This is a genomic window from Thermoanaerobaculia bacterium (assembly GCA_018057705.1).
In the GTDB taxonomy this organism is placed as follows: domain Bacteria; phylum Acidobacteriota; class Thermoanaerobaculia; order Multivoradales; family JAGPDF01; genus JAGPDF01.
The window spans coordinates 1-22449 of the sequence record JAGPDF010000010.1 but is presented as its reverse complement, the minus strand read 5'-3'; the positions used below and the strand labels follow the sequence as shown (position 1 = coordinate 22449).

Annotated in this window: 26 protein-coding genes; 19 read left to right on the top strand and 7 right to left on the bottom strand. The window is 69.0% G+C overall.

Features of this window, described 5'->3' with window-relative positions; translation table 11 throughout:
• Positions 1-13 precede the first annotated feature (13 nt).
• The 5 genes from queA to KBI44_04865 all read right to left on the bottom strand — a co-directional run bounded on the left by queA (position 14) and on the right by KBI44_04865 (position 5361).
• Positions 14-1111 carry a tRNA preQ1(34) S-adenosylmethionine ribosyltransferase-isomerase QueA gene (gene queA, locus KBI44_04885; protein MBP9143802.1) on the bottom strand — a complete coding sequence of 366 codons (1098 nt, stop codon included), beginning with the start codon at positions 1109-1111 and terminating at the stop codon, positions 14-16.
• On the bottom strand, positions 1111-2166 hold the full coding sequence (locus KBI44_04880) for an ABC transporter permease (protein MBP9143801.1): 1056 nt from the start codon (positions 2164-2166) through the stop codon (positions 1111-1113). Before KBI44_04880 ends, queA begins: the two co-directional genes overlap by 1 nt.
• Positions 2159-3124 (bottom strand): ABC transporter permease, encoded by a 966-nt coding sequence (locus KBI44_04875; protein MBP9143800.1) that lies wholly within the window; start codon positions 3122-3124, stop codon positions 2159-2161. Before KBI44_04875 ends, KBI44_04880 begins: the two co-directional genes overlap by 8 nt.
• Positions 3121-4764, bottom strand: coding sequence for a hypothetical protein (locus tag KBI44_04870; protein ID MBP9143799.1), 1644 nt, complete (start codon positions 4762-4764; stop codon positions 3121-3123). Before KBI44_04870 ends, KBI44_04875 begins: the two co-directional genes overlap by 4 nt.
• A 147-nt stretch (positions 4765-4911) precedes the next feature.
• On the bottom strand, positions 4912-5361 hold the full coding sequence (locus KBI44_04865; protein MBP9143798.1) for an Hsp20/alpha crystallin family protein: 450 nt from the start codon (positions 5359-5361) through the stop codon (positions 4912-4914).
• A 200-nt stretch (positions 5362-5561) separates the two neighbouring features.
• On the opposite strand from KBI44_04865, the gene KBI44_04860 reads away from it, so the two are divergent.
• From KBI44_04860 to KBI44_04845, 4 genes are all read left to right on the top strand, one after another.
• Positions 5562-6989, top strand: coding sequence for a GHKL domain-containing protein (locus KBI44_04860; protein MBP9143797.1), 1428 nt, complete (start codon positions 5562-5564; stop codon positions 6987-6989).
• Positions 6990-6999: 10 nt separating this feature from the next.
• Positions 7000-8100: an ATP-dependent 6-phosphofructokinase gene (locus KBI44_04855; protein MBP9143796.1), complete on the top strand. Its 1101-nt coding sequence runs from the start codon at positions 7000-7002 to the stop codon at positions 8098-8100.
• Between the two features lie 170 nt (positions 8101-8270).
• On the top strand, positions 8271-9410 hold the full coding sequence (locus KBI44_04850; protein ID MBP9143795.1) for a hypothetical protein: 1140 nt from the start codon (positions 8271-8273) through the stop codon (positions 9408-9410).
• Positions 9367-10227: a nucleotidyl transferase AbiEii/AbiGii toxin family protein gene (locus KBI44_04845; GenBank protein ID MBP9143794.1), complete on the top strand. Its 861-nt coding sequence runs from the start codon at positions 9367-9369 to the stop codon at positions 10225-10227. The genes KBI44_04850 and KBI44_04845 overlap by 44 nt, the downstream gene beginning before the upstream one ends.
• On the opposite strand, the gene KBI44_04840 is transcribed toward KBI44_04845, so the two are convergent.
• The gene (locus tag KBI44_04840; GenBank protein MBP9143793.1) at positions 10202-10381 is read right to left on the bottom strand and encodes a hypothetical protein; all 180 of its coding nucleotides are present in this window, start codon (positions 10379-10381) and stop codon (positions 10202-10204) included. The two genes, KBI44_04845 and KBI44_04840, sit on opposite strands and share 26 nt — an antisense overlap.
• 41 nt (positions 10382-10422) lie before the next feature.
• On the bottom strand, positions 10423-11268 hold the full coding sequence (locus KBI44_04835; GenBank protein ID MBP9143792.1) for an alpha/beta fold hydrolase: 846 nt from the start codon (positions 11266-11268) through the stop codon (positions 10423-10425).
• A gap of 135 nt (positions 11269-11403) precedes the next feature.
• Here KBI44_04835 and rplU point away from each other — a divergent pair, with 135 nt between their 5' ends.
• From rplU to KBI44_04760, 15 genes are all read left to right on the top strand, one after another.
• The gene (rplU, locus tag KBI44_04830; GenBank protein MBP9143791.1) at positions 11404-11730 is read left to right on the top strand and encodes a 50S ribosomal protein L21; all 327 of its coding nucleotides are present in this window, start codon (positions 11404-11406) and stop codon (positions 11728-11730) included.
• Positions 11731-11757: 27 nt separating this feature from the next.
• Positions 11758-12015, top strand: a complete 258-nt coding sequence (gene rpmA / locus KBI44_04825) for a 50S ribosomal protein L27 (GenBank protein ID MBP9143790.1) — start codon at positions 11758-11760, stop codon at positions 12013-12015.
• A gap of 38 nt (positions 12016-12053) precedes the next feature.
• Positions 12054-13112, top strand: coding sequence for a GTPase ObgE (gene obgE / locus KBI44_04820; protein MBP9143789.1), 1059 nt, complete (start codon positions 12054-12056; stop codon positions 13110-13112).
• The gene (nadD, locus tag KBI44_04815) at positions 13109-13717 is read left to right on the top strand and encodes a nicotinate-nucleotide adenylyltransferase (protein ID MBP9143788.1); all 609 of its coding nucleotides are present in this window, start codon (positions 13109-13111) and stop codon (positions 13715-13717) included. The genes obgE and nadD overlap by 4 nt, the downstream gene beginning before the upstream one ends.
• Positions 13714-14178 (top strand): ribosome silencing factor, encoded by a 465-nt coding sequence (gene rsfS, locus KBI44_04810; protein ID MBP9143787.1) that lies wholly within the window; start codon positions 13714-13716, stop codon positions 14176-14178. Before nadD ends, rsfS begins: the two co-directional genes overlap by 4 nt.
• Positions 14175-15092: a sigma-54-dependent Fis family transcriptional regulator gene (locus KBI44_04805; protein MBP9143786.1), complete on the top strand. Its 918-nt coding sequence runs from the start codon at positions 14175-14177 to the stop codon at positions 15090-15092. The genes rsfS and KBI44_04805 overlap by 4 nt, the downstream gene beginning before the upstream one ends.
• Before the next feature lie 57 nt (positions 15093-15149).
• The gene (locus KBI44_04800) at positions 15150-15896 is read left to right on the top strand and encodes a creatininase family protein (GenBank protein MBP9143785.1); all 747 of its coding nucleotides are present in this window, start codon (positions 15150-15152) and stop codon (positions 15894-15896) included.
• Positions 15897-15987: 91 nt separating this feature from the next.
• Positions 15988-16371 carry a large-conductance mechanosensitive channel protein MscL gene (gene mscL / locus KBI44_04795; GenBank protein MBP9143784.1) on the top strand — a complete coding sequence of 128 codons (384 nt, stop codon included), beginning with the start codon at positions 15988-15990 and terminating at the stop codon, positions 16369-16371.
• Between the two features lie 28 nt (positions 16372-16399).
• A complete protein-coding gene (locus KBI44_04790) occupies positions 16400-17182 on the top strand; it encodes an SDR family oxidoreductase (GenBank protein MBP9143783.1) in 783 nt (260 codons plus the stop codon).
• 14 nt (positions 17183-17196) lie between these two features.
• Entirely contained in the window at positions 17197-17643 is a 447-nt protein-coding gene (locus KBI44_04785; GenBank protein ID MBP9143782.1) for a RidA family protein, read from the top strand.
• Positions 17640-18437: an enoyl-CoA hydratase family protein gene (locus KBI44_04780; protein MBP9143781.1), complete on the top strand. Its 798-nt coding sequence runs from the start codon at positions 17640-17642 to the stop codon at positions 18435-18437. Before KBI44_04785 ends, KBI44_04780 begins: the two co-directional genes overlap by 4 nt.
• A complete protein-coding gene (locus KBI44_04775) occupies positions 18434-19672 on the top strand; it encodes an acyl-CoA dehydrogenase family protein (protein MBP9143780.1) in 1239 nt (412 codons plus the stop codon). The genes KBI44_04780 and KBI44_04775 overlap by 4 nt, the downstream gene beginning before the upstream one ends.
• Before the next feature lie 62 nt (positions 19673-19734).
• Positions 19735-20544, top strand: coding sequence for an IPTL-CTERM sorting domain-containing protein (locus KBI44_04770; protein ID MBP9143779.1), 810 nt, complete (start codon positions 19735-19737; stop codon positions 20542-20544).
• A 115-nt stretch (positions 20545-20659) separates the two neighbouring features.
• The gene (locus KBI44_04765) at positions 20660-22117 is read left to right on the top strand and encodes an NADH:flavin oxidoreductase (GenBank protein ID MBP9143778.1); all 1458 of its coding nucleotides are present in this window, start codon (positions 20660-20662) and stop codon (positions 22115-22117) included.
• A partial coding sequence (locus tag KBI44_04760) for a chromate transporter (protein ID MBP9143777.1) occupies positions 22114-22449 on the top strand: 336 nt, incomplete at its 3' end. The genes KBI44_04765 and KBI44_04760, both read left to right, overlap by 4 nt.

Below are 22449 nucleotides of genomic sequence, written 5' to 3'. Positions count from 1 at the left end.
CCGATTCTACTCCTCAGGGCGGCGGCTGGCGCTCCACGAGCATGGCGTCGCCATAGGAGTAGAAGCGGTAGCCCTGGGCGATCGCCTCGGCGTAGGCCGCGAGCACGCGCTCGCGGCCGGCAAAAGCCGAGACCAGCATGAGCAGGGTCGAACGGGGAAGGTGAAAGTTGGTGAGCAGGAGATCGACGACCTGGAAGCGGAACCCGGGCGTGATGAAGATCGCGGTCGTTCCGGCGCCGGCGGGAACGTTGCCGGCGGCAGCCGCGGCATTCGAGGCCGGTGCGGCGGCCGCGGGCGCTTCCGCGAGAGCGGCGCTCTCGAGAGCGCGGACCACCGTCGTGCCGACGGCGACGATCCGCCGTCCTTCGCGACGGGCGCGGGCGATCGCCGCGGCGGTCGCCGGTGGAATCTCGTAGCGCTCGCGCTCCATGCGGTGCTCGTGCACGAGCTCGGCCGTCACGGGCTTGAAGGTCCCGATGCCGACGTGCAGGGTGACGAATGCGCGCTCGACGCCGCGCGTGTCGAGGCGCTGCAGGAGCTGTTCCGAGAAGTGGAGGCCGGCGGTCGGGGCGGCGATCGCCCCGGGTTCCCGCGCCCAGACCGTCTGATAGCGCGCCCGGTCCTCGGGCCGGTCGGCGCGTGCGATGTAGGGCGGCAGCGGCACGTGGCCGAGAGTTTCGAGGTGGGGCTCGATCTCGAGCGAGAAGTCGACGGTGTGGCGGCCGTCCTCCTCCTTGGCGACAACGAGCCCGGAGACTTCGGCACTGAGGCGCAGCCGGGTCCCGACCCGGGCCTTGCGGCCGGGTTTCGCGAGGCAGTGCCAGCGCCGTGGGCCGAGCTTCTCGATCAGAAGAAGCTCGACTCGGGCTCCTTCTCCGGCCTCTGATCCCTCTCGCGCGGTTCGGCGGGCGAAGAGGCGCGCCGGAATGACCCGCGTGTCGTTCGCAATCAGGAGGTCGCCCGGCCCGAGGATCGAGGGCAGGTCGCCGATGCCGGCATGGCGCGCGGCTCCCGCCGCGTCGAGGCACAGCAGCCGGCTGCTGCCGCGCGGTGCGGCCTCTTGAGCGATCGCGCTCGCGGGGAGCTCGAAGTCGAAGTCCCCGACCAGCATCAAGAGACCTGCGACGAGACCTGCGGCGACGGATCCTGGGCGGCGGGGGGGCGACCCTGGAGAGAGGCCCGAACGCGCGCGCGCGGATCGAGCTTGTCGCGCAGCCCTTCGCCGACCAGATTGAAGGCGATCGCCGTCAGCGCCAGGGCCGCGCCGGGGAAGAAGGCGACCCACCAGCCGGCGGAGAGCGTGGAACGCCCGTCGGCGATCATGTTTCCCCAACTCGCGGACGGCGGTTGGAGCCCGAATCCGAGAAACGAGAGCGCCGCTTCGTTGACGATCGCCGAGGCGGCGGCGAGCGAGGCTTCGACGAGTGCCGGCGCGAGGGCGTTGGGGAGCAAGTGGCGGAGGACGACCCTGGCGCGCCCGGCGCCGGTGGCGCGCGCCGCGAGCACGAACTCGCGGTCGCGCAGGGCGCGCACCTCGGCGCGCACCAGGCGGGCCATCGGAATCCATCCGGTGAGGCCGAGGATGAGGACGATCGAGAGCACGCCCGGCCGCACGATCGCCGCCAGGCCGAGGAGCAGAAAGAGCCGTGGAAATGCCTGCAGCGCTTCGAGCGTCCGCAAGACGACGCGGTCGACCGCCGGCGGGGCGCTGCCGGAGAGCGCGCCCAGGGGGACCGCGACCAGACAGATCAGCAACACGGTCCAGCCGGCGACGGCGAGCGAGACACGCCCACCGGCGAGCACGCGGGCCGCGACATCGCGGCCGAATTCGTCGCTGCCGAGCGGGAAAGTCTGCGAGTCCATGGCGCCTGCGAGGTCGCCGAGCGCGACCCGTGTCGGCCGCGGTTGCCCGTGCAGCACGACCTCCGAGGAGGTGACTTCGATCGCGACGGCGGCGAGGGTACGGCCGTCCGCCAGAGGGACGATGTCGAAGCGGCTGCCGGGCCGGGCGAGCCCGGCGGCGGCCGGGTCGAGCTGGCGATCGGGCGAGCGCGGCCAGAGCTCCGGCAGGAGCGCGACCGTGCCGACGATGAAAGCGAGCAGCACCCAGCCGGCACGGAAGGTCCGCGAGTCGCTCCGCTCGGCCCGGGGGGCGATCTCAGGCATCGCGCAGCCGCGGGTCGAGGCAGGCCTGCAGCGCCTCGGCGAGGAAGCTTCCGGCGAGAACGAAAGCGGCGGATAGCGCAGTTCCGGCAAGGAGCAGCGGATAGTCCCGCGCCACCAGGGCGTCGTACGTGGCGCGCCCGAGTCCGGGCCAGCCGAAGACGACCTCGACCGCGATCGTGCCGGAGAGCAGAGCGGCGAGCGACAGGCCCGCGAGCTGGGCGATCGGCGCCAGTCCGGCACGCAGCGCGTGCGTCCACAGGACTCGGCGTTCGGAGAGCCCGCGGGCGCGCGCCGATTGCACGAACGGCTCGCCCAACCGCTCGAGGACCGTCGAGCGCACGAAGCGCGCCGTCGCTGCGGCGCCGGGCAACCCGATGGCGGCGGCGGGCAGCACGAGGTGCCAGGCGAGGTCGAGGCTACGGCGCCCGAGGCCGAGCCCGTCGGCATCCACCGCGTGCATCGCCCCGGGAGGGAAGAGCGGCAGCGCGACCGCGAAAGCGGCGAGCAGCATCAGCCCCAGCCAGAAGGTCGGCAGCGACCAGAGGGCGAGCGACAAAGCGCGCAGCCCGTGGTCGAACCACGAGCCGGCTCGCCGGGCCGCGGCGATGCCGAGCGCGAGGCCGAGAACGAGCTCGATGGCGAGAGCTGCGGCCGACAGCAGCACAGTGTTCGGAGCCGTCTCGCGGAGGATCTGGGCGACCGGCCGATGCTGACTGAGCGAGTATCCCCACTCGCCGCGCGCCACCCCGCCGAGCCAGCGCAGGTACTGCTCCGGGAGCGGCCGGTCGAGGCCGTAGATGGCGCGCAGGCGGAGACGCTGCTCCTGCGGTACGCGCGGATCCTCGAAAGCGGCCCCGGGTTCACCCGGAAGCAGCCGGAGGAGGAAGAAGACGGCGGAGAGGACGATCCAGCAGGCGAGCAGCGCCGACGCGAACCTGGCCAGCAGCGCGCGCGTCACGGTCCGTCTGGAGACGCGCGGCGCTGCCACTCGGGCAGATTGAAATAGGCGGAAAGGGCGTTCGGCCGCACCTCCTCGAGGTCGGCGCGCACAGCGCACAGGCGCTGCGGTTCCCAGAGGAAAGTGTAGGGCTGGTCGGCATGGAGTATCTGCTGCAGGCGGACGAGGTCCGGAAGTGCAGCTTCGGGGCTCGGTGCGCGCCGCGAGGTGTCGAGCAGTCGGTCGACTTCGGCGTTGCCGTAGCTGCCGATGTTGTAGCCGCCGGCGCTCTCGGTCGAATGGAAGTACGGCCTGAAATCGAGCGTGGTGTCGATCGCCCAACCGGAGACCGTGGCGTCGAACTCGTGCCCCCGATTGGCTTGGGTGAGGGCGTGGATCTCCATCGTGCGGGGGGTGGCGGCGACGCCCACCCGGCGCAGCTGCTCCTGGATCAACACCAGGGCCGCGGTGCGGATCCGGTTCGAGGAGTTTGTGGTCAACTCGAAGGCGAACGGCCGGCCATCGCGTTCGAGGACTCCGTCGCCATCGCGGTCGGCAAAGCCCTGCTGCGCGAGAATGCGCCGGGACTCGGCGGGAGCGTACGGCAGGGGCGTGAGCGTCCGGTCGTGCGCCCAGATGTTCGATGGGATCGGCGAGGAGGCGACGCGCGCATAGCCCTTGAACAGGGTGTCGACGAGGGCCTGCCGGTCGATCGCAAGGGTCAGGGCGCGGCGGATCTCCCGGTCGTCGAAAGGAGCCCGCAGCAGGTTCCAGGCGATGTAGTCGTACTGCCGGTTGTCGAAGGCGATCACCCGCAGGTCTTTCCGGTCCGTGATGCGGGCCGCATCGGACGGAGTGATGCCGCAGGCGAAGTCGAGCGTTCCCGCGAGCAACTGCTCGATGTGCGTCGCAGCGTCCGGGGCGACCCGGAAGATCACCCGGTCGAGCTTCGGAAGCGCCGGGTCGAAATAGTTCTCGTTCCGCACCAGCACCAGCTCCTCGCCCGGCCGCCACTCAGCCAGGCGGAACGGGCCGCTGGTCACCAGGTGGTCGCGGAACCAGGCGGCGCTCTCCCGCCACGCTGCGAACGGCACCTGGCCCCAGACGTGCTTCGGCAGGATCTTGCCGTCGATCGCGTCGGTGAGCTGGTGGGAGTAGGCCGCCTTGAAGCGGAATCGGACGGTGTGGGGATCGACCACCTCGACGTCCGTGATGCCGTCCTTCTGGTCTGCGTAGCTCCAGGCGACTTCCGGAGAGGTCTGGGCCTGCCAGGTCCAGCGGACGTCCTCGGCGGTCATCGGAACACCATCGCTCCAGCGGGCATCCTCGCGGAGATGGAAGGTCAGGGCGAGATGGTCGTCCGACCAGTCGTAACTCCTGGCGAGCTCGGGAGCGAATGTGGGCGGATGATCGGCGAAGTCGGCCTGCTCGTCGAGCAACTGGACGAAGAGCTGGTCGAGCACGTCGGTAGTGAACTGGATGTCGCTCGCCACCAGTTCGTTGACTCCGGACAGGTCGGCGATGGTGGCGCCGACGGCGGTCGCGGCGCGCGCCGTGCCCGGCGCCGCCGACGGCCTGTCGGCGCCGCAGCCGAGCACGAAGCCCACGAGCAGAACGAGGACTCCCGGCAGGGCGCGAGCCGTCGGGGCTGGTCTGCCCAACGGACCCTTCGAGGCGCAACTGTGGGCCATGGAACGAGGATCGTAGAGAAGTCGTCCGCAAAAGAAAAGCGGGAGCCGGCGCGGCTCCCGCTGACCCCCGCCGACCTCCACCGACTTCCGGTGGAGGGGGCGTCCTCCGGAACGACTTCAGAGGATGGTGATCTTGCGCGGCTTGCTCTCTTCCGCCTTGGGCACCGTGACGACCAGCACGCCCTTGTCGAACTTCGCGTCCACCTTGTCGGTCTTGAGGTTCGCCGGCAGCGTGAAGGAGCGGGAGAAGGTGCCGTAGCTGCGCTCGATCCGATGGCAGGTCTCGTCCTTGACCTCCTTCTCGAAGCTGCGCTCGCCGGAGATGGTCAGCACCTGGTTCTCGAGGGTGATCGAGACATCCTTCTTGTCGAGGCCGGGCAGCTCCGCCGTGATGGTGAGGTTCTCCGGCGTCTCGCGGATGTCGACCGCCGGCAGGAAACCGCGATTGGTGACGTCCTCCGACAGGGCCGGTGTCCAGGGGCTGTTCAGCATCTGGTTGAAGAGACGGTCCATCCGCCCGCGGAAGAGGTCGGTCTCCGGGTTGAAGCGAATCAGTCCAGTCGTCATGGTCCTTCTCCTTTCGTCGGATGGCCCACGATCCGGGTGGATCTGGGCTTGGGTTCGTAGTGTGTAACGCTAAGATTTCTTCGAATATTCCAGTTCGAGAAAAATCTGCTGATTGGCGACTAAGATGTTACGTTTCAGCCCAAGTTGCGCCTTTTCATTGACTTAGCCTCTCAAGCGGGCGCCGGTGCTATGATTTTCAGGTGTTTCCGCGGCCCAGAAGGCCCCCATCCCGGCGTAATTGGATCATCTTCGCCCTCCTCGGGCTCTTCATCCTCAGCGATCTTGCGCTCTTCTCCTGGCTGATCTTCCAGACCCTCTCCCGGCGCGAGCTCGATCGCGTCCTGCTCGAAACCCGGCGCGAGGCGCAGGATCTTGCCGGCCGCATCGCCGGGAGCGCCGAGAGCACCGGGGGCGACCTCTTCACCGCGGTCGCCCTCGAGCGCGAGACCCAGACCTACATCGATTCGGTCCTGCGCCAGCGCCAGATCGTCCAGACGGTCGAGATCACCGACCGCGACGGCGTGCTCGTGATGAAAGAGCGTCGCGAGACCGAGATCGCCGCCCCTGCTCGCGCCGCGAGCGCCGAGCGAGAGCTGCCCGCCGGGACGCCCCGGGTCGAGAGCCGCACCCTGGAGCGCCAGGAGAGCCGCGCGGTGCAGCTGCCGTCGAGCGCCGTCAATTCGCTCGACGTCACCGTGCCGATCGGCGAGTTCGGGTCGCTGCGCATCGGCATCAGCCCGCTCGAGATGGATCGCCGGATCGGCGAACTGCGTCAGGAGCTCGTCCGGCAGACGACATGGATCGGCGGGCTGACGGTGGCGATCTTCATCCTCGCCTTCTTCCTGATCTCGGCCCTGATACGCCGCGGCCAGAGACTCGAGGCGCAGGCCGCGGAGGCCGAGCGGCTCGCCTATCTCGGCACGCTCGCGGCGGGCCTCGCCCACGAGATCCGCAATCCGCTCAACTCGCTGAGTCTCAACATGCAGATGCTCGAGGAGGACCTCGCGAGCGCCCAGGCGGCGTCGGGGCAGAAGAAGCTCCTCGCCATCACGCGCTCGGAGATCGGCCGTCTCGAGCGCCTGGTGAGCGACTTTCTGAGCTACGCCCGGCCGCGCGCGCTGCGCCTCGAAACGGTCCCGGCAGCGGAGCTCCTGGAGCGCGCGCGGGACGTCGTGGCGCGCGAGTTCGCCCTGCGCGGCGCGATCTTCGAAGTCACGGACGAATCGCCGGGAGCCGCCGTCCGCGTGGACGAAGAGCAGCTCCAGCAGTTGTTGATCAACCTGCTGCAGAACGCGCTCGCGGCGAGCGAAGGCACGGGCCGGCCGCCGCGCGTGGTGCTGCGCTCCCGCCGCGAGGGTCCGCGCGTCCTGCTCGAGGTGGAGGACAACGGCGCCGGCATCCCCGATGAGATCCGCGAGCGCATCTTCGAGCTGTTCTTCTCGACCCGTAAAGGCGGGTCGGGGCTCGGTCTCGCGATCGCCGAGCGGGTCGTGCGCGCCCACGGCGGCGAGCTCTCGTTCGAAAGCGAAGTCGGCAGAGGATCGATCTTCCGCGTCGCGCTGCCGCTCAGCGTGGCGCAACCGCCCGCCGGGACCGCTGCCGCCCCTCAAGATCCCGGCGACCGCTAGAATCGACGTCATGAACAGGATCCGCAGGATCGGCGTGCTCACCGGCGGCGGCGACGCGCCGGGATTGAACGCAGTCATTCGCGCCGTGGTGCGCACCGCCGACCGCCTCGGCGGGATCGAGACGCTCGGTGTGCTCGACGGCTTCGAGGGGCTCCTCGAGCGCCGCTACCGCAAGTTCACCAGCTCCCAGGTTCGCGACCTGGTGGACAAGGGGGGCACCGTCCTGGGCACGACGAACCGCTGCAATCCGTTCGCGATGCTCCCGGACCCGCCGGTCGCCGGCGGAGCGCGCGTCGACCGCTCGGCCGAGGTCGTGCGCCACGCCCGCGAGGCGGAGCTCGATGCCCTGATCGTCATCGGCGGCGACGGGAGCCTGCGCATCGCGCGCCAGTTCTCGGAGCTCGGTCTGCCGATCGTCGGCGTCCCGAAGACGATCGACAACGACCTCGCCGCGACCGACTACACCTTCGGCTTCTGGACCGCGATCGAAGTCGCGACCTACGCTCTCGACCGGCTTCGCGACACCGCCGAGAGCCACCACCGGGTCATGATCCTCGAGGTGATGGGGCGCGACGCCGGCTGGATCGCCTTGCACGCAGGCCTCGCGGGGGCGGCCGACGTGATCCTGATTCCGGAGATTCCGTACCGCATTCACGCGGTCGAGGCCAAGATCGAGGAGCGTGCATCGCGCGGCCAGTCCTACTCGCTCGTCGTGGTCGCGGAAGGCGCAGTGCCCGAAGGCGGGGAGCGGTCCTTTCGCCTGGCCGACGCCGGCGACGGTCATCCCCGCCTCGGCGGCGCCGGGGATCGCCTGGCGCGCGAGCTCGCGCCGCATATCGAGCACGAGATCCGCGTCACCGTCCTCGGCCACCTTCAGCGCGGCGGCTCGCCGGTGCCGTACGACCGCATCCTCGCCACCCGCCTCGGCCGCCGCGCCGCCGAGGCCGCCGCCGGCGGCCGCTTCGGCACCATGGTCTGCCTGCGCGACGGCCAGGTCGCCGAGGTCTCCCTCGACCAGGCGACCGCCGGCCAGAAACTCGTCGACCCCCAGGGCGAGCTCGTCGCCACCGCCCGCGCCGTCGGCGTCGGCTTCGGCGACGAACGGATCTAGAAGGCCAGCTGCTCGTTTCAACTGCTGGCTGCGGCGGATCCGGGTCCCGACCACCTCGGCGCCGAACGCCGCCCGTTGCGTTCACAATATTGCGCCGTTCGTGTATTATGAACAAGACGCTGACGTGAACGAGCGCAGCTGCCTGGACATTTTTGTTCTGCCTGAGGCCATTGTTCGTGAATCGCGAACGAGATGAAATGATGAACGAGAAACACGCCAAGCGCTTCGAAAGGCACAAGCAGCGCCTGCTGGATGGCGCAGCTCGAATCCTCCACGAATACGATTTCGAGTGGAAGCTGCTAGAGGCTGATCCAGCGCTCGGCCAAGACCGCCCCGATGCCGTGGTCGAGATCGGGGAGGGGGAGCGGAAGACGACGTTCATCGTCGAGATCAAGATTCGTCCGCGAACGGCTCAGGTCGGAGCGATCGTCGCTCAGTTGGGTCACCGCGAGCACCCCGGTCTCCTCCTCGCCGACTACATCAATCCGGAGCTCGCGGAAGAGCTGCGCCGTAGCGAGGTCTGCTTCCTCGACATGGAGGGCAACGCCTACCTGCGAGGCGAGGGAATGCTGGTCTGGGTCACCGGACGCAAGGACACCCGGAGAATTCAGATCGAACGCGAAACCCGCCGCGCCTTCCAGCCGACCGGACTGAAGGTGATCTTCACCCTCCTCTGCCGGCCCGAGCTCGTCGAGAAGGACTACCGGACTCTGGCACAGGTCGCCGACGTGGCTCTAGGCACCGTCCAGTGGGTCATGCGGGATCTGATTCAGGACGGCTACGTTCACCGAGAGGGGCGTACGGGTCGCCGCCTGATTCAGCTGGATCGGCTTCTCGATGAGTGGGCTCTCGGCTATGCGCGCGATCTCCAACCGAAGCTCCTGCTGGGTCGCTACGAAACGAGAGCCTTTGAGAAGTGGCGCGACATCGATCCTCGCAGGTTTGACGCCGTCTGGGGTGGCGAGCCGGCGGCTGCGCTGATCACGCGCTACCTGAAGCCGGAAACGCTGACGTTGTGGGTCGACAAACCGACGCCGCGACTTCTTGCAGAGCTCGGCCTGCGTCAGGACGCGAGGGGGCGTGTGCAGATTCGCCAGATATTCTGGAAGCCCGAACTGACAGCTCCTGGTCTCGGGGAGCCGGCGATGGAGACCCCGGTGCCGCTGCCCGAGCTCGCCGCGCCGCCGGTCCTCGTCTACGCGGAGCTTCTGGCGATCGGCGATGCGCGGACCATCGAAACCGCACGAAAACTCCGGGATGAGTGGATTGATCAACCTCTCCAACGATACCGCGCTCGCGCCGCTGTCTGACGTCGTCCGCGACGTCGTGAGGGCGAGTGAGGGGGCCAAAGCGGAGATCTTTGTCGCCGGGGCCTTTGCCAGAGATCTCTGGCTGCAATTTGCCCACTACATGGGCCCCGTTCGCGCGACTGCGGATATCGACTGCGCCGTCCAATGTGAAGATTGGGAGGCGTTTCACAGGATCTCAGCGGCGCTGGTCGCCTCTGGATTCCACGCGCCATCGACGAAACGGCCCCACCGCTTCGTTCATTCCGGCGGAATCTCCGTCGACCTCGTCCCGTTCGGGGGAATCGAGCGGCGCGACAGAACGATTGCGTGGCCTCCCGACGGAAGCCACGTGATGAACCTCGTCGGTTTCGCGGAGGCCTTTCGTTCCACCGTGACCTTCCGCCTCCCGGGCGATGTCGCGGTCCCAGTGGCATCGCTCGCCGCACTCGCGATGCTGAAGCTGCTTGCCTGGAGAGACCGGCGTCTCGTGGAGCCAGGCAAAGACGCCAGAGACTTGCATCTCATTCTGAGAACGTACTTCGAGGCCGGAAACCAGGAGCGCGCCTTCGTCGAAATTTCGGAGCTCGCCGACCGCGACGACTTCGACATCGAGCACGCTGGCGCAGAACTGCTGGGGCGGGACCTCGGTCAGCAGCTTTCCGAGGAGCTGCGAGCGGAGCTCATTCGAACCCTGGAAGTGGAGTCAAGCCCGCAAGGCGAGCTGCGGCTCGCGACTGAGATGCACCGCAACGACGCCGAGTCGGCGCGAAAGCTGCTCGCAGGCTTCCAGAGTGGATTGAACGCGATCCACCCTATTGCTTCTCGCCGTGGTCGATGACGATGGCGTCGAAGTCGTCTTCGGTGGCGAACTGGTCGGGCTCGTCGTTGCCGCAGACCTGGCAGAGGGCCTCTTCGCAGCCGTTGTCGCCCCATTCGAAGACGTAACAGGGCGATTCGCAGTTGAGGCAGATGAGGAAATCGGGCTGGGACATGGGCGGTTCCTTCCGACGGGATCTTGCCCCGCTTGCCGCCGCTAGGACAAGGGGCGCTCGCGCCGGAAAGCCCGGACGGCGTCGAAGAACTTCCGCGGCTTCTCCCATTGCACGCCGTGCCCGGCGTCGGCGATCGCCTCGAAGCGGCCGTTGGGGATGGCGCGGGCCATCCGCTCGCCGGCTTCGCGGAGAAAGAGCCGGTCTTCGGCCCCCCAGACGAGGCCGACCGGCATCGTGAGCCTGGCGAGCTCGGCATCCCCGAAGGCGTCCTCTTCGCGTAGCGCGCCGAGCGCTGCGCGCACCGCCTCGGAGCGATAGGCGAGGTAGAGGAGCGGGCGGCCGAGCCGCAGCAGCAGGGGCGGCCGGGCGAAGAGCGCCTGCCAGATCGCCGCGCTGTCGCGGTAGGTCTCGACCCGGACCATCCGGCCGATGCGCTCCCAGTCCTGCTCGCGGTAGCCCCCGGGGACGACCAGAAGGAGGCGGGCGACGAGCTCCGGGCGGGCGAGCGCCAGCCGGACGGCGATCCAGCCCCCCAGGCTGATGCCGCAGACCGTCACCGGCCGGCCGGGGAACTGCTGCTCGATGAGCCCCGAGAGGGCGCGGGTGGCTTGCGGGATGCCTATGGCCGGCTGCGGACCGCGCGTGCCGCCGAGCGTCGAGAGCTCCGGCAGCAGGAGGTTGCAGTCAGGCTGCAACTGCGGCAATAAAGGGAGATAGGTAGCAGCGGTCGCGCCGAGCCCGTGCAGCAGGAGCCACGGTTCTCCGGCCGGATTTCCGCCTCGCCAGCACTTGACGCTCCAGCCCTCGCCGGTGAGGATGGTCGTCGCCCTGAGCCCGCGCGCGGCCAGGGCCGTGGCGGTGGCGAGCTCGAAGGCGCGGGTGAGCACGCGTCGAGCCTACCAGCGCAATTCCGGGGCGGATGCCGGCATTGCGGGTGGTGTGGCGGGTCCGGTTGACGGCGGCCGCTCCGGGCAGGTAAGCTTTGCGGCCCGCAACCAGTGCGGCGAAAGAGGTGTGTCGTCATGTTTGCTGTGATCGAAACAGGTGGAAAGCAGTACCGTGTGCAGGCCGGGGACGTGCTCGACGTCGAGCTGCTCCCGATCGAGCCCCGCAAGGGCGACGAGCGCGAGAAGATCGTCTTCGATCGCGTGTTGCTGGTCTACGGTGAGGGCGGTACCCGAGTCGGCAATCCGGTGATTCCCGGTGCGCGCGTCGAGGCGGAGCTGCTCCACGATACCCGTGGTCCCAGGGTGCGGATCTTCAAGAAGGTCCGGCGCAAGGGCTACAAGCGTCAGGCCGGGCACCGCCAGGACTATCTCAAGGTCCGCGTCCAGAACATCGTCATCTGAGCAGAACCCCTTCAGGAGCTTTCGTCAATGGCACATAAGAAAGGTCAGGGATCCACGCGGAACGGCCGCGACTCGAACGCCCAGCGGCTCGGCGTGAAGAAGTACGGCGGCGAGAAGGTGACGGGCGGTTCGATTCTGGTCCGCCAGCGTGGTACCCGGTACAATCCGGGCAACAACGTCGGGTTGGGCAAGGACGACACTCTGTTCGCGAAGATCGATGGAACGGTTCAGTTCCAGAATCGCGGTCAGCGTGGCATGTTCGTGCACATCCTTCCCGTCAATTAATTCAAGTCCCGCCGGGCTTCCGGCACCCCCTTCCCTCCGTGGTTTTTCTCGACGAATCGGTCATACCGGTACGCGCTGGCCGCGGTGGGAACGGGTGCGTCGCGTTCCGACGCGAGAAGTACATCCCGCACGGCGGCCCCTCGGGCGGTGACGGCGGCGACGGCGGCTCGGTCTTCCTGGTCGCCAACGAAGGTCTCAACACTCTCTACCACCTGCGATTCCAGTCGATCTATGCCGCGGAGCGCGGGCAGCACGGCCTCGGCAGCAACCGCACCGGCAAGTCGGGCGAAGACCTGGTCATCGAAGTGCCCATGGGCACGGTGGTGATGGACGACGATACCGGCGAGATCCTCGGCGAGCTGCTGCTCGACGGGCAGCGGCTCGAAGTCGCCCGCGGCGGCAAGGGTGGCCGCGGCAACCAGAACTTCGCCACCCCGACGAATCGCGCGCCGCGCCGGGCCGATCCCGGGACCGAAGGAGTGGAGCGCCGGCTCCGGCTCGAGCTCAAGCTGCTCGCCGACGTCGGCCTCGTCGGCCTGCCGAACGCCGGCAAGTCGACCCTCATCAGCGTCGTGTCGGCAGCGCGACCGAAGATCGCCGACTATCCGTTCACCACCCTGATTCCGAATCTCGGTGTCGTCGCGGAGGGTCCGCTGTCGCGCCCGTTCGTGATCGCCGACCTCCCGGGACTGATCGCGGGGGCTGCGCAGGGTGCCGGCCTGGGCGTCCAGTTCCTGCGTCATGTCGAGCGCTGCCGGATCCTCCTGCACCTGGTCGATCTTTCCGCCGAGGGTTCGGCCCTCGAGGACCTGACCACGATCGAGCATGAGCTCGGGGAGTTCAGCGCCGATCTGCTGACCCGCGACCGGATCCTGGTGGGAAGCAAGCTCGATGCGATGCGCGAAGAGCGCCGGGTCGAGCTCGAGGCGGCGGCGGCCGCGCGCAAGCTGCCTTTGATGCTGATCAGCGCAGCGACCGGCCAGGGACTGAAACCGCTCATCGCCCTGCTGGCGAAGCGGCTCGAGGTGCTGCGGCTCGAGGCGTCGAGGCTCGAAGAGCCGCGACAGGAGAACCAGCGGCTCGAGACCGCGCCTTGAAGGTCGGCCTCTTCGGCGGCAGCTTCGATCCGATTCACCAGGGCCACATCGAGCCGGTGCTCGAGGCGCAGCGTCGGTTGGGTCTCGACCGGGTCGTCTTCCTGCCGACGGCGACTCCACCGCACAAGCCCGGGCGCAGCTTCGCGCCGGCGTTGGCGCGCTTCGCCATGGTGGAGCTGGCGCTCCTCGACCATGCCGATCTGCTGGTCTCCGCTCACGAGCTCACGCAGGACCGGCCGGCCTACACCGTCGAGACACTGGCGCTTTTTCACGCCGCGGAACCTGACTCGGAGCTCCATCTGCTCATCGGGGCCGATTCCTTTCTCGAAATCTCGACCTGGGTGCGCTGGCGGGAGATCGTCGATGCGGCCCGGCTGGTGGTGCTCACCCGCCCGGGCTTCCGCCTCGACGGTCTCGAACCGGGTCTCGCGCCCGAGCTCGCGGTCGCCATCGACGCGGGGCGCGTCCATTTCATCGAGAACGCGCCCATCGCTGTCTCGTCGACCGAAGTGCGTCGCCGTTTCGCAGCCGGCGAGCCGATCCCCGACGGCTGGTTGCCGCCGCGGGTGGTACGATACTTGCGGAAGTACCGCCTCTACCCATGACCCTACCCTCGCGCGCCGCCGTCACCTCCTCTGAAGACATACGGGCGCGCGTTCGCGAGGCCGTCGCCGCGGCGCACGACACGAAGGCGGAGAACGTTCGCGTCCGCCACCTCGAGCCGGTCACCTCGTTCACCGACTACTTCATCATCGCGAGCGCCACCAACGAGCGCCAGGTGCAGGCGATCGCCAATGCCGTCGAGGAACAGCTGCTCAAGATGGGCGTCCGCGCGCTGCATATCGAGGGCTACAGCGCCGCGCAGTGGGTGCTGCTCGACTACGGCGACTTCCTCGTCCACTCCCTCCTCGAAGAGCGCCGGGACTACTACGGCCTCGAACGCCTCTGGAAGGATGCGCCGGACGTGACGCCGGACTTCGCGCCGCCGCCCAGCCCTGGGCAGCCGCACCTCCCGCACGCTCCGGGCGAACCGCACGTTCCGCCCGATCCGGAAGAGATCCCGTGAGCCTCGGGCGGCCGGCGATGGACTCCTTCTTCGCCAGTCTGCCAGGTTCGCCCGGGCCCGCCTCTTCCCTGCAGCAGGTCGCAGCCTCCTCCTCTCCAGTCCTCATTCTCGGTGAACCGGGCACCGGACGCTCGACGTTCGCGCGCCGGATCCACGCGGCCGGCGCGCGCGCTGCGGCGCCGCTCGTCGAGCTCGATCCGGCGGCGATTCCGGCGGCGCTCTTCGAGAGCGAGCTCTTCGGCTTTCGCGCCGGCGCGTTCACCGGTGCCGAGCGCAGCCAGGCCGGGCGAGTGGCGCGCGCCGAGGGCGGCACCCTGGTCCTCGATCATGTCGAAGAGCTGCCGCTCTCCAGCCAGCCGAAGCTCCTGCGCCTTCTCGCGGAGCGTCGCTATGCGCCGCTCGGCGGATCCGAGGCCGTGGCCGACGTCCGCTTCGTGGCGATCGGAGCGCACGACCTCGTCTCGCGCGTCGAGCGCGGCCTGTTCCGGCCCGACCTCTACTTTCGGCTCGAGGTCCTGACCTTCATCCTCCCGCCGCTGCGCGAGCGCGCCGCCGAGCTCGAGGAGATCGTCGCGGCGATGGTCCTCGACCTGGGCGAGCGTTTCGCGCGCCCCGGTCTCGATCTCACTCCCCGCGCCTGGACCTGGATGAAGCACCATGGCTGGCCGGGGAATCTCCGCCAGCTTCGCAACCTCCTCGAGCGCGCCCTGCTGCTCGCCGACGGGCCGCTTCTCGACCCGCCTCCGCCGGTGGAGAGCGGCTCGGGCGCGCCGATCTCGATCGGCGAAGCCGAGCGCCGGGCGATCGTCGCCGCCCTCGATTCCAGCCGTGGGCACCAGGGGAAGGCGGCCGCCCTGCTCGGCATCAGCCGCAAGGGCCTCTGGGAGAAGCGCAAGCGGCTCGGAATTCCCTGACCCTCTCGCCGCTAGCGCCGGCCTGGCGGGCGCTGCGACTGCTAGCATCGCCGCGATATGAACTGGCAGGAGCTGAGCCTCACCGAGCTTGACGACACTTGCTCCCGGGGACCCGTGGTCGCGATTCTGCCGCTGGGAGCGATCGAAGCTCACGGTCCCCATCTGCCCGTCGGAACCGATGTCTGGATCGCCGAGGCGATGGCGCGGGACGGCGCCGAAAGGCTCGGTGCAGAGGGCATCGCTGTCCTCATCTTGCCCCCGTTGGCCTATGCGCCGGCGCCGTTCGCGAACGCCCACGCGGGAACCCTGTCCATCCGTCCCGAGACCCTGACCGCACTGGTCGTGGATCTGGGGTCGGCGATCGCGCAGCGCGGTGTCGCGATGCTGGCGCTCGCCAATTCCCATTTTGATCCGCAGCAGATCGCCGCCCTGCGCTCGGCGGTCCACGCGCTCCGGGCGGCGGGCCGGCTCAAAGTGGCTTTCCCCGATCTCACCCGGCGTCGACTGGCTGAGCGGCTCGGCAAGGAGTTTCGCTCGGGAGCGTGCCATGCGGGTCGCTACGAGTCGTCGATCGTGCTCGCCGAGCGGCCCGACCTGGTGGACGATGCGGCGCGCCAGCACCTTCCGCCGCTGCCGGTATCTCTCGTCGAGGCGGCGCAGCGGGGCCAGACGACGTTCCTCGAGGCCGGTCTGGATCTTGCCTACTGCGGCGACCCGGCGGCGGCCTCGGCCGCCGAAGGCCGGGCGCTCGTCTCGGTGTTGGGCGGGATCCTTGCCGAGGCGGTGCGTGCAGAATTAGGCTGAATCGTCTTGGGACGGAACGCAAGAGCAGCGGCGTCACCTGAAGTGGACGAACATCGCGCAGTACAACCTTGATGGGGAGGCTTCTATGGCAATGGTGCAGGAGTTCAAGACGTTCATTCAGCGCGGCAACGTGATGGATATGGCGGTGGGCGTGATCATCGGGGGAGCCTTCGGCAAGATCGTCTCGTCGCTGGTCGGCAACGTCCTGATGCCGGTGCTCGGACTGCTCCTCGGCGGAGTCGATTTCACGAAGCTGGCCCTGACCATCGGCGGCACTGCCGAGGCGCCGGTCCTGCTCGGCTACGGCAGCCTGATTCAGGCGACCTTCGACTTTCTGATCCTCGCCTTCTGCGTCTTTCTCCTGGTCAAGGCGGTCAATGCCCTGCGCAAGCCGGAGCCGCCGGCCCCGGTGGTCGTGCCGGAAGATGTGCGCCTGCTCGGCGAGATTCGCGACCTCCTGAAAGCCCGCGGTTAGCCGGGTGTCCGTCGGCACGCGACCCACGGTGCAGGTCGGTCTCGAGGGCAGGGTGGCGCTCGTGACCGGAGGCGGCCGTGGCATCGGCGCCGCCACCGCCCGGCTCCTGGCGGAGGCCGGTGCTCGGGTGGTCGTCGCGGCCCGCAGTGCCGACGAGATCGAGGCCGTGGCGCAGGAGATCCGCCGGACCGGTGCGAGCGCCGAAGCGGCAGTTTGCGACGTCTCGGATCCCGAAGCCGTCGCGCGGCTGCGCGCCACCGCCGAGGCGCGATTCGGCGCCGTCGACATCCTGGTCGCCAACGCCGGCATCGCGAGCTCCGCGCCGCTGGCCAGAGTCGAGCTCGCCGAGTGGAACCGCCTCTTCGCGGTCAATGCAACCGGGCCGTTCCTCTGCGCGCAGGCTTTCGTGCCCGGTATGGTCGCTCGGCGGTGGGGGCGGATCCTCCATATCGCGTCGATCGCCGGGCGGACCGGGGCGCCCTACATAGCGGCCTACGCCTCGACCAAGCATGCGCTCGTCGGCCTCACCCGGTCCCTGGCCGCCGAGCTCGCCGACAAGGGGATCACCGTGAACGCACTCTGCCCCGGCTATGTCGACACGCCGATGACCGATCACTCCGTCGATCGGATCGTGGCGCGCGCCGGCGTCACGGCCGAAACGGCGCGCGAGAAGCTCGTGGCGGCCAACCCGCAGCGCCGGCTGATCACCGCGGAAGAGGTCGCTTTTCTCGTCGTGATGCTGTGCGACGAGCGCGCCCGGGGAGTGAACGGCCAGACTCTGGGAATCGACGGCGGAGGATTCCTCGGATGAGCCTGCGACTGGTGATGATCAATCCCGAAGCGCTCGGAGCGCCGCGTGGGTTCAGCCACGGAGTCCTTGCGCCGGCGGGGAGCCGCCTCCTCTTCGTCGCCGGTCAGGTCGGCTGGGATCGCGAGCAGCGTCTCGCACCCGGCGGTTTCGTGCCGCAGTTCGAGCGCGCGCTCGAGAACATCCGCACCGTCGTCGTGGAGGCTGGAGGCCGTATGGACGAGCTCTGCCGGCTGACGGTCTACGTCACGGACCGGAAGCTCTACGAAGGTGACTTGCGCGCCGTCGGCGAGGCCTACCGCCGGGTCGTCGGCCGGCATTTTCCGGCGATGGCGCTGGTCGAGGTGGCGGGCCTGCTCGAACCCGGCGCTCTGGTCGAGATCGAGGCCACCGCGGCCCTCTCTCCCGGTGCATCACCGCAGCTGCCAGTTCCCGACACTCCCGAAATCGGAGCACGACCATGATCCAGCCCACCAGCTTCCGCTATCAGTTCGACGCCGCGACCAGCGTGGCGACGATCACGCTCGATCGTCCCGAGCGCCTGAACGCCCTCACCTTCGACGTCTACGACGAGCTCAAGACGACCTTCGACGCGCTCGACATCGAGCCTGGAGTTCGCGCGATCCTGCTCACCGGCGCGGGTCGCGCCTTCTGCTCGGGCGGCGATGTCGAGGGGATCATCGGCAAGCTCTTCGAGACCGACGCCCGCGGCCTGCTCGAGTTCACCCGCGCCACCGGCGCGCTGATCCGGTCGATGATCGCCTGCCGCAGACCGATCGTAGCCGCCCTGAACGGAACGGTGGCTGGCGCAGGGGCGGTGATCGCCGCGGCCTGTGACGTTCGCATCGCCGCCCCGAGCGCGAAGATCGCCTTCCTGTTTACCAAGGTCGGCCTGTCGGGCGCCGATATGGGAGCCTCTTGGCTGCTGCCGCGCATCGTCGGTCTCGGCCGCGCGACGGAGTTGCTGATGACCGGCGACTTCCTCGACGCCGAATCCGCCGTGCGCATGGGCCTCTACAGTCGCGTCGTTCCCCAGGAGCGGATCCTGGAAGAGGCGCGTGCCTGGGCCCTGAAGCTGGCCGCGGGCCCCTCGTTCGCGCTCGAAGTGACCAAGAGGATGCTCTATCGCGAAGCGGCGATGGACCTCGACGCGGCGCTTGCGGCGGAGGTCGAGATCCAGTCGATCTGCATGCAGGACGGGAACTTCCGGGAGGCCTACGAGGCTTTTCGCGAGAAGCGCAAACCGGACTTCCGATGAAGGGCACGCGGCCGATCCGGGCCTTCCTGGAACCGCGGCACCTCGAGCTCGCCATGCAGCTCGAGGAGATCGTCGCGCGACGCTTCGCGGCCCTCGAACCGCCGGCCGACGATGCCGCCGCGCGGACCGCGGCGCGCGGCCTGGTCGAGGCCATGGGCGACGAGGGCCTGCTGAGGCATGTCGTTCCGGCGGCCCTCTCCGGGAGCTCCGAGCGCGCAGCCGCTGGCGGGATCGGGGAGGTTGGCGAGCCCGAGCTGCGCTCGCTCTGCCTGATTCGCGAGGCGCTCGGCTGGGCCTCGCCGCTCGCCGATGCCCTCTTCGCCCTGCAGGGTCTCGGATCGATGCCGATCACGCTCGCCGGCAGCGCCGAACAGCGCGCCCGATGGCTGCCTCTGGTCGCCGCCGGCCGGGCGATCGCCGGTTTCGCCATGACCGAGCCGGAAGCCGGCTCGGACGTCGGCGCGATCGCCACGACGGCCCGCCGCGAGGGCGACTCCTGGGTGCTCGAGGGTACGAAGAGCTTCATCTCCAATGCCGGGATCGCGGACTTCTACTGCGTCTTCGCCTCGACCGACCGTTCGCAGGGGGCGCGCGGCATCGGCTGCTTCCTGGTTCCGGCCGCGACTCCTGGTCTGCGCTTCGTCGCGCCCTACGTGCTCTCGGAGCCGCATCCGTTGGGCGAGCTGGCTTTCGAAGCCTGCCGGATTCCGGCCTCGGCGCTCGTGGGAGCCGAGACCGGGGGCTTCAAACTGGGCATGCGCAGCCTCGACATGCTGCGGCCGACCGTCGCTGCCGCGGCCTGTGGGATGGCCGCGAGAGGGCTCGAAGAGGCGATCGCCCATGCCCGCTCGCGGCGCCAGTTCGGCGCAGCGCTCGCCGAGTTCCAGCTGATCCAGGCCAAGATCGCGCGCATGGCGACTGACCTCGTGGCCTCGCGCCTGCTCACCTTTCGCGCCGCCTGGGAGAGCGATCGCGGCGCCGCCAGGGTGACGCGTGAGGCCGCGATGGCGAAGCTCTTCGCCACCGAGGCGGCGCAGCGCATCGTGGACGACGCGGTGCAGATCCTCGGTGGCCGCGGCGTGCTCGCGAAGAGCGTCGTGGACCGGCTCTATCGCGCAGTGCGGGGACTCAGGATCTACGAAGGAACCTCCGAGATCCAGCACCTCGTCATCGCGCGCGATCTCCTGCGTCCCGAGGGGCCGGGCGGGCCCGGCCGCGACCTTCAGGACCATTGATGGTAATCTTGCATATTGAAATTACTGCACTTTTCTGCTGGCTCTAGACGGGGGGATTCCGCATGAGGGCTCGAACTTGGATGGTAGGGGCGCTGGCGCTCGGCCTGCTGGCTTCTGCGTCTTGGGGTGCGACATTCTCCGCCAGTCCGACCGGCGTCGCCGGGCAGGTGGGCAGCAGAGTCGCGGAGGGCGCCGGCTGCGGCTCGACATTCCTGACCCGGTCGACCTCGCAGAGCATCGCCGCCCTGAACAGCATCAGCTGCAACACCGGCGGCCTGCACACCGACAACAGCTACTTCCGTGCCTACGACATGTCCGGATATCCGGACGGTTTCGACGTCTGTGAAGTCCAGATCGGTATCGAGTCCGCGGCCGCCGGAGCGCCCGGTGTCGGCGCGGGAATCACCCAGCCGATGACGGTCAACGTCTACTCCAACACCGGCTCAGCATTCCCCGGCGGGACGCTCACTCTGGTCGGAACGGCGGCGGTGGACCTCGCTGACCAGGCGCTGACCGTTCTCACGGTACCGCTCGCCGCGAGCGTTCCGGCGGGCGCTCTCGAGATGGTCCTCGAAGTCTTCACTCCGAACGGACAGACGGCCGGCCACTCCTTCTTCATGGGCTCGAACAACCTCGGCGAGAGCGCTCCGTCCTACCTTCAGGCCCCGGCCTGCGGCGCAGTCGTCCCGACGCCCACCGGCGCGCTCGGCTTCGCCAACATGCAGATCGTCCTCAATGCGAGTGGTGACCCGGGAATCGGCGGGCCTTCGATCATCGAGATCCCGACCCTCGGGAGCTGGGGAGTGGTCCTGCTCGGAATGGCGCTCGCGGGCGCGGCGTTCCTCGTGCTGCGCAGGCGCAGCGCGGTCTGATCCGGGCGTCGCCGCCCGCCTCGCCGGCGCCAGCTGCGGGCCGGCTCGCTCGAGAGCTCAACGGGGGGCACGAGAGATCGTGTCCCCCTTTTCGTTTCATCGCTAGACTCTTCCGATGTGGAAACCGCCCGAGCGCATCCGGCACGCGCTGCCGGAGCCGGCCTGGCCGACCGCCGAGGCGGCAGCGGCGGCGCGCTGGTTCCAGCCGGTGGACGTCGGGCCGCTGCGGCTCGCCGAGCGCACCTGGGTGCCGGCGATGGTGCCCTGGCGGGCCACCGAGGATGGGTTCGTCACTCCCGAGGTCCTTGCCTGGTACGAGCGCTTCGCGCGCGGCGAGCCGGGGGCGATCGTCGTCGAGGCGACTGGCATCCGCGACGTGCCGAGCGGCCCCTTGCTGCGCGCGGGCGACGATCGGTTTCTCCCCGGGCTCACTGAACTGGTCTCGACCGTCCACCGCGCGAGCGGCGGGCGATCGAAGGTCTTTCTTCAGATCATCGATTTTCTTTCGATTCGGCGGCGGCCTGAGCGGGAGGTTTTCCTTTCCCGATTCCTGAACATCTCCGACTCCCTGAAAGAAAAGCTCTCGGTAAAGGGAGACGTGGAAGCTCGGGGCGCCCTCTTGACGCTCACCGATTCCGAGTTGCGCGAAGTGCTGTCGGAGCGCGAGTGGCACGATCTGCAGTTCGGAGCGCGGGAGCTGGTGACCGATCTCCATGTTCCCTCGGTGCGTTCCTTGCCCGCGGTCTTGCCACCGCTGTTCGCTTCCGCGGCCCTGCGCGCGAAGCGCGCCGGCTTCGATGGAGTGGAACTCCACTTTGCGCATGCCTACACCATGGCGTCGTTTCTCTCGCCGCTCAACACGCGCTCCGACGGCTACGGCGGGCCGCGCGAGAACCGGGTGCGGCTGCCGCTCGAGGTTCTCTCTGCCGTTCGCGCCGCGGTCGGCTCGGGCCTCGCGGTCGGCTGCCGTTTTCTCGCCAAGGAGAAGATCGGCGTCGAGGGTGGGGGAGGGACGGTCGAGGACGCCGCGTTCTTCGCCACCGAGTTCGCGCGCGCCGGGGTCGACTTCCTGTCGCTGTCGCGCGGTGGAAAGTTCGAGGACGCCAAGCAGCCGAAGGTCGGCTGGTCGGCCTATCCGTACACCGGCCCTTCGGGCTACGAGTGCATGCCGACGGCGATCTCGGACGCCTTCGGGCCGTTCGGGCGCAATGTGGCCGCGGTGGCCGCGATCCGCGCCGCGGTGCGCGGCGCCGGCTTCACGACTCCGGTGGTTCTCGCCGGTGGGATCTCGGGCTTCGCGCAGGCGGAGGCGTTGCTCGCCGCCGGCGCCGCCGACATCATCGCCGCTGCGCGCCAGTCGCTCGCCGATCCCGACTGGTTCCGCAAGGTCCGCGTGGGGCGGGGTGCCGAGGTTCGGCGCTGCATCTTCTCGAACTACTGCGAAGGTCTCGACCAGATGCACAAGCAGGTGACCTGCCAGCTCTGGGATCGTGAGGATCTCGAGGAACCGGGGATCCTCAAGTCGCGCGACGGCCGGCGGCGTCTCGTCGCGCCCGCCTGGTCGCCCGGATGATCGCAGCGCCAGAGCCGGAGCCGGGTCCGCCGGCCCCGGCCCCGCCTCGGACTTCGCCCCCGACGCCGTCGTTCGCGACGGCTTTTCGATACTGGGCGCGCCTCGGCTGTGTGAACTTCGGCGGGCCGGCCGGGCAGATCGCGATGATGCACCGCGACCTCGTCGTGGAGAGGAAGTGGATTGACGAGCCGCGCTACCTGCACGCGCTCAACTTCTGCTCGCTCCTGCCGGGACCTGAAGCTCAGCAACTCGCGACCTACATCGGCTGGACGCTCCACGGAATTCGCGGCGGTCTCGCGGCGGGGATCCTCTTCGTCCTGCCGTCGATCTTC